The sequence below is a fragment of the uncultured Methanobrevibacter sp. genome, from assembly GCF_902770715.1.
In the GTDB taxonomy this organism is placed as follows: Archaea; Methanobacteriota; Methanobacteria; order Methanobacteriales; family Methanobacteriaceae; genus Methanocatella.
On the sequence record NZ_CACXTS010000002.1, the window covers coordinates 21,562 to 35,771 of the forward strand.

General features: G+C 32.6%; 14 protein-coding genes and 1 pseudogene. 4 read left to right on the forward strand and 11 right to left on the reverse strand.

Annotated elements, in window-relative coordinates:
- The first annotated feature begins 52 nt into the window (after positions 1-52).
- Positions 53-262 carry a hypothetical protein gene (locus tag QZU81_RS00780; protein WP_292824872.1) on the forward strand — a complete coding sequence of 70 codons (210 nt, stop codon included), beginning with the start codon at positions 53-55 and terminating at the stop codon, positions 260-262.
- Here the strand turns inward: QZU81_RS00780 and QZU81_RS00785 are convergent.
- From QZU81_RS00785 to aepX, 11 genes and pseudogenes are all read right to left on the reverse strand, one after another.
- Positions 259-636, reverse strand: coding sequence for a DUF2283 domain-containing protein (locus tag QZU81_RS00785; RefSeq protein WP_295588949.1), 378 nt, complete (start codon positions 634-636; stop codon positions 259-261). The two genes, QZU81_RS00780 and QZU81_RS00785, sit on opposite strands and share 4 nt — an antisense overlap.
- Positions 623-946, reverse strand: a complete 324-nt coding sequence (locus QZU81_RS00790) for a hypothetical protein (protein ID WP_292850774.1) — start codon at positions 944-946, stop codon at positions 623-625. The genes QZU81_RS00785 and QZU81_RS00790 overlap by 14 nt, the downstream gene beginning before the upstream one ends.
- 245 nt (positions 947-1,191) lie before the next feature.
- On the reverse strand, positions 1,192-2,682 hold the full coding sequence (locus QZU81_RS00795; protein ID WP_295588951.1) for a sodium-dependent transporter: 1,491 nt from the start codon (positions 2,680-2,682) through the stop codon (positions 1,192-1,194).
- Positions 2,683-2,848: 166 nt separating this feature from the next.
- A pseudogene (locus tag QZU81_RS10910) lies at positions 2,849-3,833 on the reverse strand (UPF0104 family protein).
- Positions 3,834-4,569: 736 nt separating this feature from the next.
- Positions 4,570-5,400: a phosphorylcholine transferase LicD gene (locus QZU81_RS00810; protein ID WP_295588953.1), complete on the reverse strand. Its 831-nt coding sequence runs from the start codon at positions 5,398-5,400 to the stop codon at positions 4,570-4,572.
- Positions 5,401-5,407: 7 nt separating this feature from the next.
- Entirely contained in the window at positions 5,408-6,526 is a 1,119-nt protein-coding gene (gene aepY, locus QZU81_RS00815) for a phosphonopyruvate decarboxylase (RefSeq protein ID WP_295588955.1), read from the reverse strand.
- Between the two features lie 9 nt (positions 6,527-6,535).
- Positions 6,536-7,717, reverse strand: coding sequence for a saccharopine dehydrogenase NADP-binding domain-containing protein (locus tag QZU81_RS00820; RefSeq protein ID WP_295588957.1), 1,182 nt, complete (start codon positions 7,715-7,717; stop codon positions 6,536-6,538).
- 1 nt (position 7,718) lies between these two features.
- Complete coding sequence (locus tag QZU81_RS00825; RefSeq protein WP_295588958.1) at positions 7,719-8,492, reverse strand: DUF6564 domain-containing protein; 774 nt, start codon at positions 8,490-8,492, stop codon at positions 7,719-7,721.
- 10 nt (positions 8,493-8,502) lie between these two features.
- Positions 8,503-9,507: an NAD(P)-dependent oxidoreductase gene (locus tag QZU81_RS00830; protein WP_295588959.1), complete on the reverse strand. Its 1,005-nt coding sequence runs from the start codon at positions 9,505-9,507 to the stop codon at positions 8,503-8,505.
- Positions 9,508-9,521: 14 nt separating this feature from the next.
- Positions 9,522-10,253 (reverse strand): metallophosphoesterase, encoded by a 732-nt coding sequence (locus QZU81_RS00835; protein ID WP_292824899.1) that lies wholly within the window; start codon positions 10,251-10,253, stop codon positions 9,522-9,524.
- Between the two features lie 8 nt (positions 10,254-10,261).
- Positions 10,262-11,569: a phosphoenolpyruvate mutase gene (aepX, locus tag QZU81_RS00840; protein WP_292824902.1), complete on the reverse strand. Its 1,308-nt coding sequence runs from the start codon at positions 11,567-11,569 to the stop codon at positions 10,262-10,264.
- Positions 11,570-11,691: 122 nt separating this feature from the next.
- On the opposite strand from aepX, the gene QZU81_RS00845 reads away from it, so the two are divergent.
- Genes QZU81_RS00845 through QZU81_RS00855 form a run of 3 tightly spaced genes read left to right on the forward strand, consistent with a single transcriptional unit; the run spans position 11,692 to position 14,208 of the window.
- A complete protein-coding gene (locus tag QZU81_RS00845; RefSeq protein ID WP_292824905.1) occupies positions 11,692-12,525 on the forward strand; it encodes a phosphorylcholine transferase LicD in 834 nt (277 codons plus the stop codon).
- 18 nt (positions 12,526-12,543) lie between these two features.
- Entirely contained in the window at positions 12,544-13,512 is a 969-nt protein-coding gene (locus tag QZU81_RS00850) for an NAD(P)H-dependent glycerol-3-phosphate dehydrogenase (RefSeq protein ID WP_292850798.1), read from the forward strand.
- Positions 13,513-14,208 (forward strand): 2-C-methyl-D-erythritol 4-phosphate cytidylyltransferase, encoded by a 696-nt coding sequence (locus QZU81_RS00855; RefSeq protein WP_292824910.1) that lies wholly within the window; start codon positions 13,513-13,515, stop codon positions 14,206-14,208.
- Positions 14,209-14,210 lie beyond the last annotated feature (2 nt).

Below are 14,210 nucleotides of genomic sequence, written 5' to 3' on the forward strand. Positions count from 1 at the left end.
CTTAAAATACTTTTCTATTCCTTTTATATATTCTTAGAGTTAATATATAACCATGAAAATGAAAGATGCCACTATACTTTTAATATTTCTGCTTGCCATATTAGGCCTGATAATTGGTGTTTGCTATACTGAAGCAGAAGATATTGAAAAACCCTCAAACGACAATGATGAAATAGCTTTTGAGGGCTCAGGCGATGAAATCACCATCACTTTAGAACCTAAAGAAAAGAATGAAAGCATTATTGATAAACTGTTTACTTAAGCTAAAACTAATTGTGTGGATATTTCTGGAATTTTAGCATAATTACTTGCATGTGATTGAAAAATCTGTTTGTTTTCAATATCATCAATTAGAACTCCAATTGTAGCATTTATTGAAATTAATTTTTTATCAACACATATATCCGCTTTCAGACAAATAATGTTTTTTAAGCTTCCATTATCTAAATCAAACCTTTTTGAAGCATCTAAAATTTCAAGAGATACTGGAATACCATCTGTGTCAAAATCAAGCAAGATTCCATCATCCATTTCAATAGTTTCATCATATTTAAAATTGCGGGTGACTTTAATTCCTAATGTATCTGATAAATAATCATATCTATAAATTACCTCTTGTGAATCATTTTCTCTCATTTTCGCGTTGCCTCCTAGATTTACTAAAGGAATATACAGTTTTTACTGTAATTTTTTCCAAATCATCAATCTCAATAATTATATACAAATCTTTTGTCTTGAGTTTTTCATGGGGATAAATTAGTTTAAAACGATTTTCTGATGTTTTAGAAATACTTAGAATCATTTTACCTTTTAAACAATCAAAGATATAATCCAAATTGATTTCTCTTTCAAACCAATTATCCAATATATGATTATCCAATCTTAAATCTACACTATCAAAAGATTTTAATATTCTTTGAGCATCTTCAATATTATAATCAAGCATTTTATATCCTCATCAATTCTAAGTTTCTTAAAATCAATTAGAATAAATGGCCAAATATTTTAATAGATTGAAACTACACAAGGAATATGTTTTAAACACTATATTAACTTATTTGAAGTGTTACTGTATGATAAAACATAAAAATGACATATTATTTAAAATTAACTTATAATTGAAGTCAATATTACAAAATGAAAGCAATAATTAAAAAAAAAGAAAAAAATGTTATAGATGAACTATAACAATTACACTCTCTCTTCAGCATTATCCCACTCAGGGTTTTTAGCAGGAAGAATAGTGAATATCAAGGTTGCAATTAATAAGACTGCAGCGGAAATCAATGTAAATACCAACTGTTCGAATGTGCCGTTGCTGATAACATCAACCATTCCACCAATCCAGATAATTGTTACAACTATCGGTAAAACGTATTTTACAATTAAAAGCCACCATTTGCCTAATTTTAATGTTTTACTTTTGGAATTTAAAAAGTCAATGAGTTTTTCAGCCTTAAATATCCATGCAAACACAATACATTCCGCTACAACACCAATTAGAATCGCAATCTGATTGATGAATGTATCTACAACACCCAAGAGGAATCCTCCGAATGCAGTTGCATAAAGCATTGAAACAATAGCCCCTACAGCAATCAATATTGTCATTGTTCTTGACCTTGTCAATCCGAACTTGTTTTGAATTGAAAAGGACAAAGGCTCGATTGTAGACAATATGCTTGTAAGGCCTGCAAGGTAAACTGTTATGAAGAACAGAGGTCCTAAAACATATGCCCAATCACCCAGTACATTGAATACGGTAGGATAAACAACAAATACAAGGCCTGTTCCTTGAGTTACAAGATCAGCTACTGCTGTTCCTGATTGCATTGACATGTAACCTAAGATTGAAAATACTCCCAATGCTGCGAAGTTTTCAAATAAAGAATTAGCAAGCGCGATGGAAATAGTGTTTGTTATTAAATCAGAACCATCTTTAGTGTAGCTTGCATAAGTAAATGCAATAGACATTCCAAGGCTTAATGAGAAAATAATTTGACCGAATGCCGCCATCCAAATGTTAAAATTGAATAGAAGTGACCAATCAGGATTGAATAATTCGGCTAGACCAATTGAAGCACCAGGCAAGGTAAGTGAAAATCCAACAATAACCACCATAATTAGAAACAATAATGGAACTAATACTTTTGAAACTTTACCTAAACCTTCTTCAAGGTCACGGTGTGAAATAAACCAAATAATTACCCAACCGACAAGCATCGCAATAGCAATAATTGGAATGAAATTAAGTAAGCTTGATACGGATTCAGAAGATTGTAGAAGAGTAGTTGAAAAGAAAGCGTTAGGATCTGCTCCCCAACCTTTAGTGAAACTCAAAATCATATAAATTCCATCCCAACCGAGAATAGCTGAGTAATAAATCATAATCATGAATACGGCAACCGGCAAGAACCAACCCAAATACTCCCACTTGACATTAATCTTTTTTATAGCCTTTGCAAAAGATGATTTATAGTTATAACCAACGCCATACTCCAAAATCAAAAAGGGAATACCCATTAAAAGAATTGCAACAATATACGGGATGTAAAATGCACCCCCACCATTAGAATACAATACATATGGATATCTCCAAATGTTTCCAAGTCCAACTGCAGAACCAATCATTGCAAGGATGAATGACAGGTTGCTGCCCCATTCATTTTTATCTTGTGACATAATTAATTTTCCTATACTATTATGTCAAGTATTTTTGTTATTGGAAAGTTAAAAAGGTTTATATTTGAAAAAAGAAGTTGAATTTTAAAAAAAATAAAAAAATCAATTTAAACCAATAATATTATTAGCATAAATTAAACAAATGTAAAATAAATTAAGAATCATCCTATGGATTGTCTATGCTCTCAGCGGAAGTTCCGACTGAAATCTTGTCAAGGACTGATGATCCGTAGTGAGGCAATATCACAAGACCTATTATTGTTGCCATCCAGAATGAGATGAGCCTTTCAATCACTGTGACTGGTGCTGCAAGGGATAGTGATATTCCTGCCTTTGAATAGAACCCTACCATCACACCGTCAACCGCTCCAAGACCTCCTGGCAAGAGTGGAATCATACCGACAAGTGAAGCGATGATGAAAACCTCACCGATTACGATGACGTTCAAAGTGGCTCCGAAGGCCAGGAAAACTATGTATACACGCATAATCTCGAACACCCATATCACGAATGACAAGGGGATTGTGTAGTACAGCACCTTCCTGTTTGAGATGAGCACCTTCATGGTTTCCTGAAATCCGAAGATGTTGTCGTGAATGGTCTTCTCCATGTTTTCTAATCCATTCTTGTACTCCCTGTTTACAATCCTTAAAACGAATTTCTCAATCTTGTATCCGAAATTCGGATTGATACATAAGTAGATTAGAATACTTAAGATTGCAACGATTGCAATCACCGCCAAAATAAGAATGATTACGCCATGTAGGCATCTGGAAGTAGAACACTGTAGCTGCAATTGTTATTATTGCAAGAACGATGAAGGGAAATGTGTCAAGCATCCTATCGGCCACAACTGTAGCCAATGTGTCCTTAAGATGGGAGCCATGTTCCTCCGCAAGGATGTATGCCCTTACAGGCTCTCCGCCTCCACGACCGGAAGGTGTGATGTTGTTCACCGCAAGACCCACCATTGTGATTGGTAAGAGCTGTTTGAAACTCACCTTGATGTCTGTGATGTTGATAATCCATTTCCATCGTAGGTTGTACAATAGATAAGTGAAAATCTGCACACCTATGGCCAATGCGATTAATGCCTTATTGGCGTTTTTCAATGTGATGATTATCTTATCTATTCCTACAAAATAAAGCATTACAGCCAAATGACAATACTTAAAATGATAAAAAATGCAGATTTCTTGTCCATGGTTAATATATAATATTTAGTACATTATAAAAATTTTGAATTGGTGAAACTCAAAATCATATAGATTCCATCCCAACGAGAATAGCTGAGTAATATATCATATCATATATTAAATTATAGTAGAAACATTGTAGTTTAAGTAGTAAACAGATTACTTTTTTTAAAAATAATTGGCAATTAAAAAAAAGCTTTAAAATCAGAATGGGAAAACTCCCATTCCTTTTCACAAATCTTTTACCATGATAACACATGGCCAACATCTAAGATGTCTAACCTATTTTATGAATTTTATCATATTTAAAGTCTTTTATTAAAATGTCTAAAAATAAAATTAAAACAATTTTATCATTTAAAAACAATTTTACAAACCAAATACAATCCCGTATTAAAAAATACTCTCTTACTTAAATAATAAGAGCTATAAAGAGTAAATTCTAAATGTTAATAAAACTTATTCACAAATCTTACGAAATTATGAAATTCAAAGTAACGGTGATAACAATGGTCGAAGATATTGTTTTAGCAATTGCATATTTTATAATTGCAATCCATTATCTCTACCTAGCCATAGGATAAATGGCAAATAGTTGTGTTAAAAACATAGTTATGGATTTTAAATGAATGATATTAACTAAACAATTAGTGGACTAGTTTTCGCACTGCATTTATAGTTTTAAGCACAACTAATATTTTCCAAAATCAATGAAATCAATTGGATGATTATATCTTTTATCCTCAGGAGGCAACTGCATATAATCACCATACAACTCAGTTAAAATCTTATCATAATTTTTAGGAACATTAACATGAATATCCTCAAATTTAACTTGTGTAACCTCTTTAAAATCATTTTTGTCATATATCAATGGATATTCATGAGCCATAGCTGAAATATCAAATACGTTTTTAGCATTAACATCAGCGTACTTATTTAAAAACTTCAAACATCTTTTATTTAATTTGGATGGATTTAAATTTAAAAAATGCAAAATATGATATGCAGAATGTGAAATGACCTTTGAAACAAACGGTAAATCATCTAATCGTATCTTAGACATTATCAATAAACGATTATATAAGAATGCTTTCTTAAGCTGATAAGAACGCTTATATTTATTGTCTGTTAAATCATCAAGAACAAAAATATCAATATTGAATCCTATTGTGAAATCAAGCTGGTCCATCCATTCTTCTTCAAATCGGGTGTTTTTAAGATTTAATTTAGCAAAAAAGTAAGGATAATCACCATGAGACTCGGTTGACAACAAATCATATTTTTCATCAGATGAAAATAGCTTCTTGAATCTTTCAAATTCACTTCTTAACATGCAGACATCCAAATCATCGTCCCATGGGATGAAACCGCTATGCCTTATTGTTCCCAATAGGGAACCTGCATACATGAAATATGTAACATCGTTCTCATCACAAAAACTGATTAAATCCTTTAAAATCATCAATTCAACGTCATGAATATGCTTTAATGTTTCATCATCGTATTCTTTTAGTTTCACTTTATCACTATTTTTCAAGGAATTTCATGAAGTTCTCTTTATTTTCAATTGCAGTAGTTGTTGGCCTTCCTAAATCTTTTCTGGAGCCTATTGAAGACAATATTTCAATAAATGAAAGTTCATTTCGGGATTTTGCCAATGCCAATTCCTTATCCAAATCGTCAAAGTTATCTACTGACACAGCATAGGAATAACCGCATGACTTTGCAACATTAACCAAATCCATTGTTGAAGCTACGGTAGGCATTCCCCCAACAGTTTCATGAGCACTGTTATTTATAACGATGTGCACAAAATTATCAGGATTTACATTACCTACAAGAGCTAGAGAACCCATATGCATTAATGCAGCACCGTCACCGTCTATACACCAAATTTTTTCATCAGGTTTATTGATTGCAACACCTAACGCAATAGATGATGTATGTCCCATTGAACCAACAGTTAAAAAATCATAATGATGCCCTTGATTATTGGACTCTCTGATTTCAAAAAGCTCACGGCTGGCCTTACCTGTAGTTGAAACGATTGGATCTTCTCCAGTCACATTAACGATATGTTCAATAATCTCTTCACGAATCATATCATTATCATTTTCATAAACTACCTTTTCATCATAGGTTAAAGCATTTTTGCGAACTACAAAAGCAACACACTTGCCTGAATCTAAAATGTTATAATACCCATCCATTGTAGATTTAAGCTCTTCTACAGTCGTATCCTCACTAATTACAAAATTTTCTATATCCATCAAATCAAGCAAATCGCAAGTGATTTGGCCTTGATAGATATGCTGGGGCTCATCATGAATCCCCGGCTCACCACGCCAACCGATGACAAAAATGCAGGGAATCGCATAAACCTTATCATTTAAAAGAGAAGCAACAGGATTGATAATATTTCCTTCACCACTATTCTGCATATAGACAACCGGAACCTTGCCAGTAGCCAAATGATAACCTGCTGCAAGAGCAGTGCAGTTACCTTCATTAGCAGCGATTAAATGATGTTTTTCATCAATACCATAGGTATTCATCAGATAATTGCATAATGCCTTCAATTGTGAATCCGGAACACCAGTGTAGAAGTCACAACCCAAAATATCTACAAAATCTTCAACATTCATTGTATTGTCCTACTTATTCAATTGTGGAGTGATTATTTCATCTATAAGGAACTCTGCAGTTTTTTCTATATCGTCATATTTGACTTCTTTAGGTAAATCAACGCCAAATGCCTTATCAACTTTACATATTAAATCATCAGTGTAAATCAATGTTGCATCACGGATATCCTCAACACCATCCAATGCTAATGATTCGCGGTTGGCCTTATCCATCTCATCAAAAGTGAATACTGACTCATCAATCCAAGCGGATATATTTCCATCCTTATAACCAATGATTACAGGATATCCACCTATATGGCCAAACACTCCCGGTGCAAATACCTTTTGATTTTCACCAGTGCGGATTGCATCAATGACTGCGCTGATGATGCGATAGTTACTAGAAGCGTTCATCATGTTCCTTTTTTGGTCAACAGGCATGCTGATGGAACATCTGCTGAATATCTCATCGTGAGGAATGTCTTTTTCTTCTCCTTTGTAGTAGATTTTAAGAGGTAATTCAACACCTTCAGTTTGACCTTCCTTGCTTATGCAAACGTCATGGAAGTGTGCTGCTGCAAAATTAAAGTCAACATTCCAGAAATCATCAACACCTAAAATATCTGCTACTGCAAATTTCATTCTTGGAATCAAATGATTTAAATTTCCGCTTCCAAAGTCAGGATATGCTTTTCCTGCACTTCTAAGCCATGGAATAACTGCATCAGAATAGGAAGTGTTAATAACGACAGCATCGGTATCGGCATTGTCACATGCTTCCATGATATTTTTTGTAAATCTGATTGACAATGGAGTCCAAATTCCATAAGCGCGAACATTGCTCCAGGAAATGCTTCCATATTTAAGGCCAGGATATGCCCTGCTTGAGTTAACAATGAAATCAGGACTATATTTGCTTATTGCTTTTTCAATTGATGCAATGTCATTTAAATCAACGCCCGCTTCAACAATGATTTGAGATTTATTAACTTCACGAATAAGGCCTGCAACACGGACAATATTTACATCAGACTGCATTTTTTCCTGGTTTCTTCCAACAACAACAATTTTTATTGCAGGGTCATTTTTACTTACTAAAAAGTCCAATAAATAGGTTCCAACACTACCTAAACCAATAATCATTATAGTTATTTCCTCATCATTTACGTGTTTTTCAACGATTTTCAATCTTTCATCTAAAGTTTTCATTTTAATTTTCCTCCCAGTAATCTTTTATAAACTGATAATCATCACGAGTATTGCAATTTACCCAATGTCTTAAGCCGATAATCTCAATATCACCCTTATTTTCCACCAAATCAAAATATTTCTGGATTATGCCCAGATTGGTGTCTTCAACAATATTCTCATAGAAATTGTCGTTGGCTATTTTTAATAATTCCATATCATTAAATTTCCAGGTTTGGCCTGAATTGAAAATAGCTTTAAATTGCTCTTCTAATGACAACAATCCATGGTCGCTGTTGAAAAGGTAATGATATTCATCATTTCCATTTTGATATAACACCACAGCTTTATTTGAATAAATCGGTTCATAATTAAAGGTTAACACATTTTTATCAGACATGACCACTTCATTAAATGATTCATTATCAATATCCAAATCTCCTTCAACAAACAATATTTCATCAATATCATTGAAATTATCCAATGCTTCTTTAATTCCAAGATATAAACTATAACCGGAACTTAAATCACTGAAATGGTCGTTGTAGACTAGAGATATTTTATCCTGCAGCTCACTTGAAATGTTATTTTGAACATATTCCTCCAAATCAGAATATTTATATCCTCCGACAATAATTATTTTATCACAATAATCCAGTTTTTTAAGCATTTGATAAATTAAGGTGTTTTGAGGATTTTCTTCATAGTATAGACATTTCAATATCTTGTTTTCCTCAGGAATATCTTTATTGAATCTGCTGGAAACACCAGCGACTGTAATAATCGAAATTTTCAAATTTACTCACCTAATTTTTTGTGTAATTTTGAACACATTCATCCAATCCCTTATTTAAATCGACAATAGGTTCCCAATTGGTTCTAGCCCTAATCTTTTCTGTGGAGAGCAATCTTCTTTCAGGATCGGATTCACGGTAGCCTTCAAATTTAATTACAGGCTCATCAATACCCATTTTTTCAGCAATGAGCTTAGTTAAATCAATGATTGAAATCTCCTCATCGGTTGCAACATTGTATATTGTACCGTCAAGTGCAGAATCTGTTTTAGCAAGTTCCAATACGGCACTGCAGCTGTCATAATTATTCAAAAATGTTCTACGATTCTTTTTGGAGTTTTCAAGCAATGTAACTTCACCAGTATTTTTGAAACTGTCTATGATATGTGGAATGATATGTTTTGGATATTTTTCATCCCTGCTGTAAACATTAGCGAAACGGATTGAACATCCTTTGATTTTACCGTTGTCAACTGCATCCTTCATGAAAAACTCTGTTAATAGCTTTCCAGTTGCATAGCTGGTTCTTTGACTGTGTTCCGCATCAGCCATGGTAATGTAATCAGATTCCTTAACACCACCATCTTCATTCCATGAATTCATTGAATAAATCTCGGAAGTGGAGCAGTTAATGTATTTTTCAGCACCCACACGAATAGCTTGCTCTAAAAAGTTATTCATACTGATGACATTAGTCTCGTAGGTTTCATAAACATTGTAGAAATGCTCTGTGTGGACAACAGCTGCACAATTGATGTAAATGACCTCATCAAAATCATCTTTTAAATCAACAACCATTGCTTCTATTTTATCCATCTCATCTGATTTGTTTAAATCATATTCATAAAAGTCAAATCTTTCATCATCGATACAATCTGCAACTGTATCAATTGAGGAGGCATAGAAATTGTCAAAACCAATAATTTTAACTTCATTTTCACTCTGATTTAATAGTTGGCGTACCAATTCGTTACCGGTCATCCCAGTAACACCACTAATAACATATAAGATTTTCATAAGTTCTTCTCCCGTTAAATTCCATTTTCTAATCTTTTTTTATAAAATTCATCGATGCTGCCATCATACAAAGCCATGGCTTTATCTTTTGGATACTCAATGTATCTTAAATCAACACCCATAGAATCTGTGTCTAGAATTGCATACTGCGCATTTGGATTATGATTTCTAGGTTGACCAACAGATCCCGGATTAATGAATAAAACTGATTTTTTATTTCTGAAATCAGGATTTTCAAATTCATAAAATTTTTGAAAAACGTGAGGATAATGGGAATGGCCTGATAAAACGATATCATACTCAATATAATCCCCATTTAAGTTATCTGGAAAAATTGCTTTCCAATAATAATCATTTAAAGAGCCATGAATAGCTAAAACTTTTTTTCCATCTAAATCTAACTTCAATATTCCTTCATGAGCCAATTCATCATTCAAGTAATCCCTGGACTCATCACTTAAAATAGAATCGGTGAATTTAGCTGACTCAACACCTCTTGAGCTTGAAAAATGATTAAAGTCTTTAGTCAAAATAGCCCTTTCATGATTGCCCCAGATGTTGCAAATAATATCCAAGGATAAATTTTCTTTAATAAAGTCAATCACTTCATTAGACTGCATACCATAATCTATCAAGTCTCCTAAAAGGATTATGGAATCAATTTCCTGATTGACAAGGTCATTGTAAACCTCTTTTAAGGCAAACAAATTCCCATGAATATCGGATAAAATCGCATATCTTGACATTTAATCACTTATAATTCATCAATTAGGGTAATAATATCTTTGATAGATAATAATTCTTCATCTATTTCATGTGCTCTGTGATATTTTAAAATGCTTTTTGCCGCATTTTGCATGGCCGGAAATGCCGCTCTTAATAACTGATTAGCATAAATAACAATATTAACTCCGTGTTCTATGAGCTCATCTTCAGTGATTGTGTTATATGAAGATGGAACCACAATAATCGGAGTTTCCTTATCTTCCTGTCTGAATTTATCACAGAATTCCAATATTTCATCAGGTTCTTTCCTTCTGCTGTGTATCATTATTCCATCTGCCCCCGCATCACGGAAAGCAAATGCCCTTTTAAGCGCATCGTCCATGCCCTGTTCAAGAATTAGACTTTCAATTCTTGCTATAATCATGAAATCATCAGATAATTGTGCATTTTTACCTGCAGCAATCTTTTCACAGAAATGTTCAATTTCATCCTGTGTTTGCTGCACTTCAGTTCCAAACAGTGAATTTTTCTTCAAACCTATTTTATCTTCAATAATTACCGCAGAAACACCCATCCTTTCAAGTGATCTTACAGTATAGACAAAGTGTTCAGCTATTCCTCCGGTGTCTCCATCAAAAATGATTGGCTTGGTTGTCACTTCCATTATGTCATTTATTGTTCTGAATCTGGAAGTCATATCAACCAGTTCAATATCGGGTTTTCCCTTCTCGGTACTGTCACATAAACTGGATATCCACATTGCCTCAAACTGGTCGATGTGCTCATCATCAGCGATTACTGTCTTTTCAGCTATTAAACCAGTTAATCCACTGTGAACCTCGATTGTCTTTACAATAGGCACCATATCCAATAATTGCCTTAATCTTTTCCTTCTAAGTTCAGGCATTGCTAACTGTTCCCTCATTTGCCTGTCAACTTTTTGAATATTTGGGTTATAAGTGTATGGAACCTCTATGAGCTCCCCACCATATTCATCCAAAACTTTTAAGATATTTCTTCTTATAACCTTCATTGAGTCCTCTGACCAGTTATCCCCATGGATAATGTAATCTGGATGAAGTTCACGAACCACATCATCATACATTATTTTGTTTTGAATGATTACCCTTTTTACATCAGGTATTGACTCAACCAAGTCGACACGTTCTTTGGTTGTTTTTAATGGAAACCTATTATATTTAACCATTTCAGAATCACAAAGGACACCTACAACAACATCACCATACTTTTTAGCTTCATTAATCAAATTCAAATGTCCTTCATGAATAATATCAGTGCAAAAACAAGTATATACAATTGGATTATCCTCTTTCATAAACATTACCTTAATTAGCAAAATTTTATTAATTAATTATATTATAAATTTTAAAAAAAGAAATATTTAAAAATTTCCAAGACATATATAAAATTATTTAAAAAATTAATTAAGGGAAAAAAATGTTTAAATCAAAAAGATATAATGATGAAACTTTAAAACACCTCCAGCAAGTCCAAATGAAAATTTTAAAATATTTCATTGAAGTTTGTGAAGAGAATAATTTAACATATTTCATATATGGCGGAAGTCTGCTTGGAACTATCAGGCATAAAGGATTCATTCCTTGGGATGATGATATTGATGTTATAATGTTTAGAGAAGATTTTGAAAAACTAAATAACATTTTTGAAAAAAGCATTGACAGCAAATACTCCTTCATCAATGTCTTAAATGAAGAAACATTCCCTTATACCTTTGGAAGATTATTGTTGAAAAATACTGAATTTAGCGAATGGTGGTATGATCAAGTAAATTTTAAACAGAATATATTTATGGACGTATTCATTTTAGACAATATCCCAAACAGCAAATTCAAACGATTTATACATAAATGGAAAAGTTTCACACTTAATCAGCTCACAATGTATGCATTAATAAAATTTGACAATACATCTAAATTTAAAAAAATAATTCAGAACATAGTTTATTATTTAATAAAAATACTTCATATTTCTCCATACTCAATTAAAAAGAAATGCGTGGAATCCTTTTCAAAATATGAACATGAAAACTGTGATGAAGTTTGTGACTTTCCAGCAGTATGTCAAATGCCAGTTTATTATAAAACTGACTGGCTACCGCCAAAAAGAGCGCAATTCGAAGATATTGAAGTGAACATTCCTAAGGATTATGACAAAATATTAAAAAGAACATACGGAGATTATATGGCATTGCCTCCAGAAGAATCTAGATGGCGTCCCGCTCCCGAAAAAATTGATTTTGGAGAATATTAATCTGAAAGGTGGTAAAAAATGACATTAAACATTGGAGTTATTGGTGCCGGTGCAATGGGAACTGCCATTTCACAGTCAATAGCTGAAAATGCTAATAAATTATTTTTATATGCAAGAAAAAAAGAAATTTGTGATGAAATTAACTCAACACATTATAATTCACAATATTATCCCAACTTAAAATTAAAAGAAAATATTATCGGAATTAATGAATTTGACAAATTAAATGAAGTAGATATCATATTTTTATGTATTCCTTCATCAACTGTTCGTGAAGTAACTGCTGAATTAAATAAGATCATTTCAAAAGATTGCATTCTAGTTACAACCGCAAAAGGGATTGAATCCAACACAAACAAACGTATGACCGAAGTTATTGGGGAAATAATTAAAAGACCAGCAGTTGCATTATCCGGACCGAATATTGCTTCAGAAATGGCAAAGAATCTTTCCACTGCAACAACAATTGCTTGTGAAGATGAAAATTCTCTAATGAAAGTAAAAACCGCATTAGAAACAAAAAAATTCAAGGTTAATGCCAATACTGATGTTATAGGTACTGAATTTTGCGGAATTATTAAAAATGTTTTAGCAATAAGCCAGGGAATCTGTGAAGGATTAGACATTAATGACAATGCAAGATTTGCATTATTCACAAAAAGTTATGCTGAAACAAAAGACATCATTGAAAAATTAGGTGGAAGCCGAGATACAGTAGATGATTATTGCGGATTTGGAGACATAATTACTGCTTCAACATTATCAGTCAGCAGGAACCATACATTAGGAGTGTTATACGGTCAAGGAATTGTAGTTGACGAGAAATCATCTGGAATTTTATTTGAAGGAAGAAATACAACAGTTATTCTAAAAGATATTTGCGATAAATATAACCTTCAAAGTTTGACTGTTAATTTTGTTTATGATGTTATTGTTGATAAAAACAATCCTAGACTAGCTTTTAATAAATTTTGGGATGGTTTATAAATGATTTTTGTAGCAATGCTTGCAGGTGGAATTGGAACTAGAATGAAATTGGACAAACCAAAACAATTTGAAATTGTTGGAGACAAACCAATTCTTGCCCATTCAATTGAAAAATTTTTAGAAGTTGATGAAATTGATAAAATTATAGTTTCTTCACCTGAAAGCCATATTACAACAACAAAAGACTTAATTAAAAACTATTTTAACGATGATTCAAGAATTGTTGTCATACTTGGCGGTGAAACAAGAAACGGCACTATCTTAAATTCAATAGATTATGTTAAATCAAATTATAATGATGGAGACCATATTCTAATAACACATGATGCGCCAAGAATATTTGTAAGTCCAGAATTAATTAGAAAAAGCATAGAAGAACTTGAAGACCATGATGCTGCAAGTCCGGTCATTCCTGCAGTTGATGTTATTTTTGAAAGCAAAGAAAAAGGAAAATTAACTGATATTCCACTTCGTAAAAATTTAGTTCACTCACAAACCCCACAAAGCTTTAAGATTAATAAATTTTTAGAAATTTACCAAGATTTGAGTGAAGATGAAATATCTAAATTAGATGAAGCCATGATGCTATTCTTCTTAAGAGATGGAAATATTTCCCTATTTGAAGGAGACCCAAGCAATTTTAAAATCACAAGAAAGATTGATTTGAAGATTGCAGAAGCATATTTGAATGAATGAGG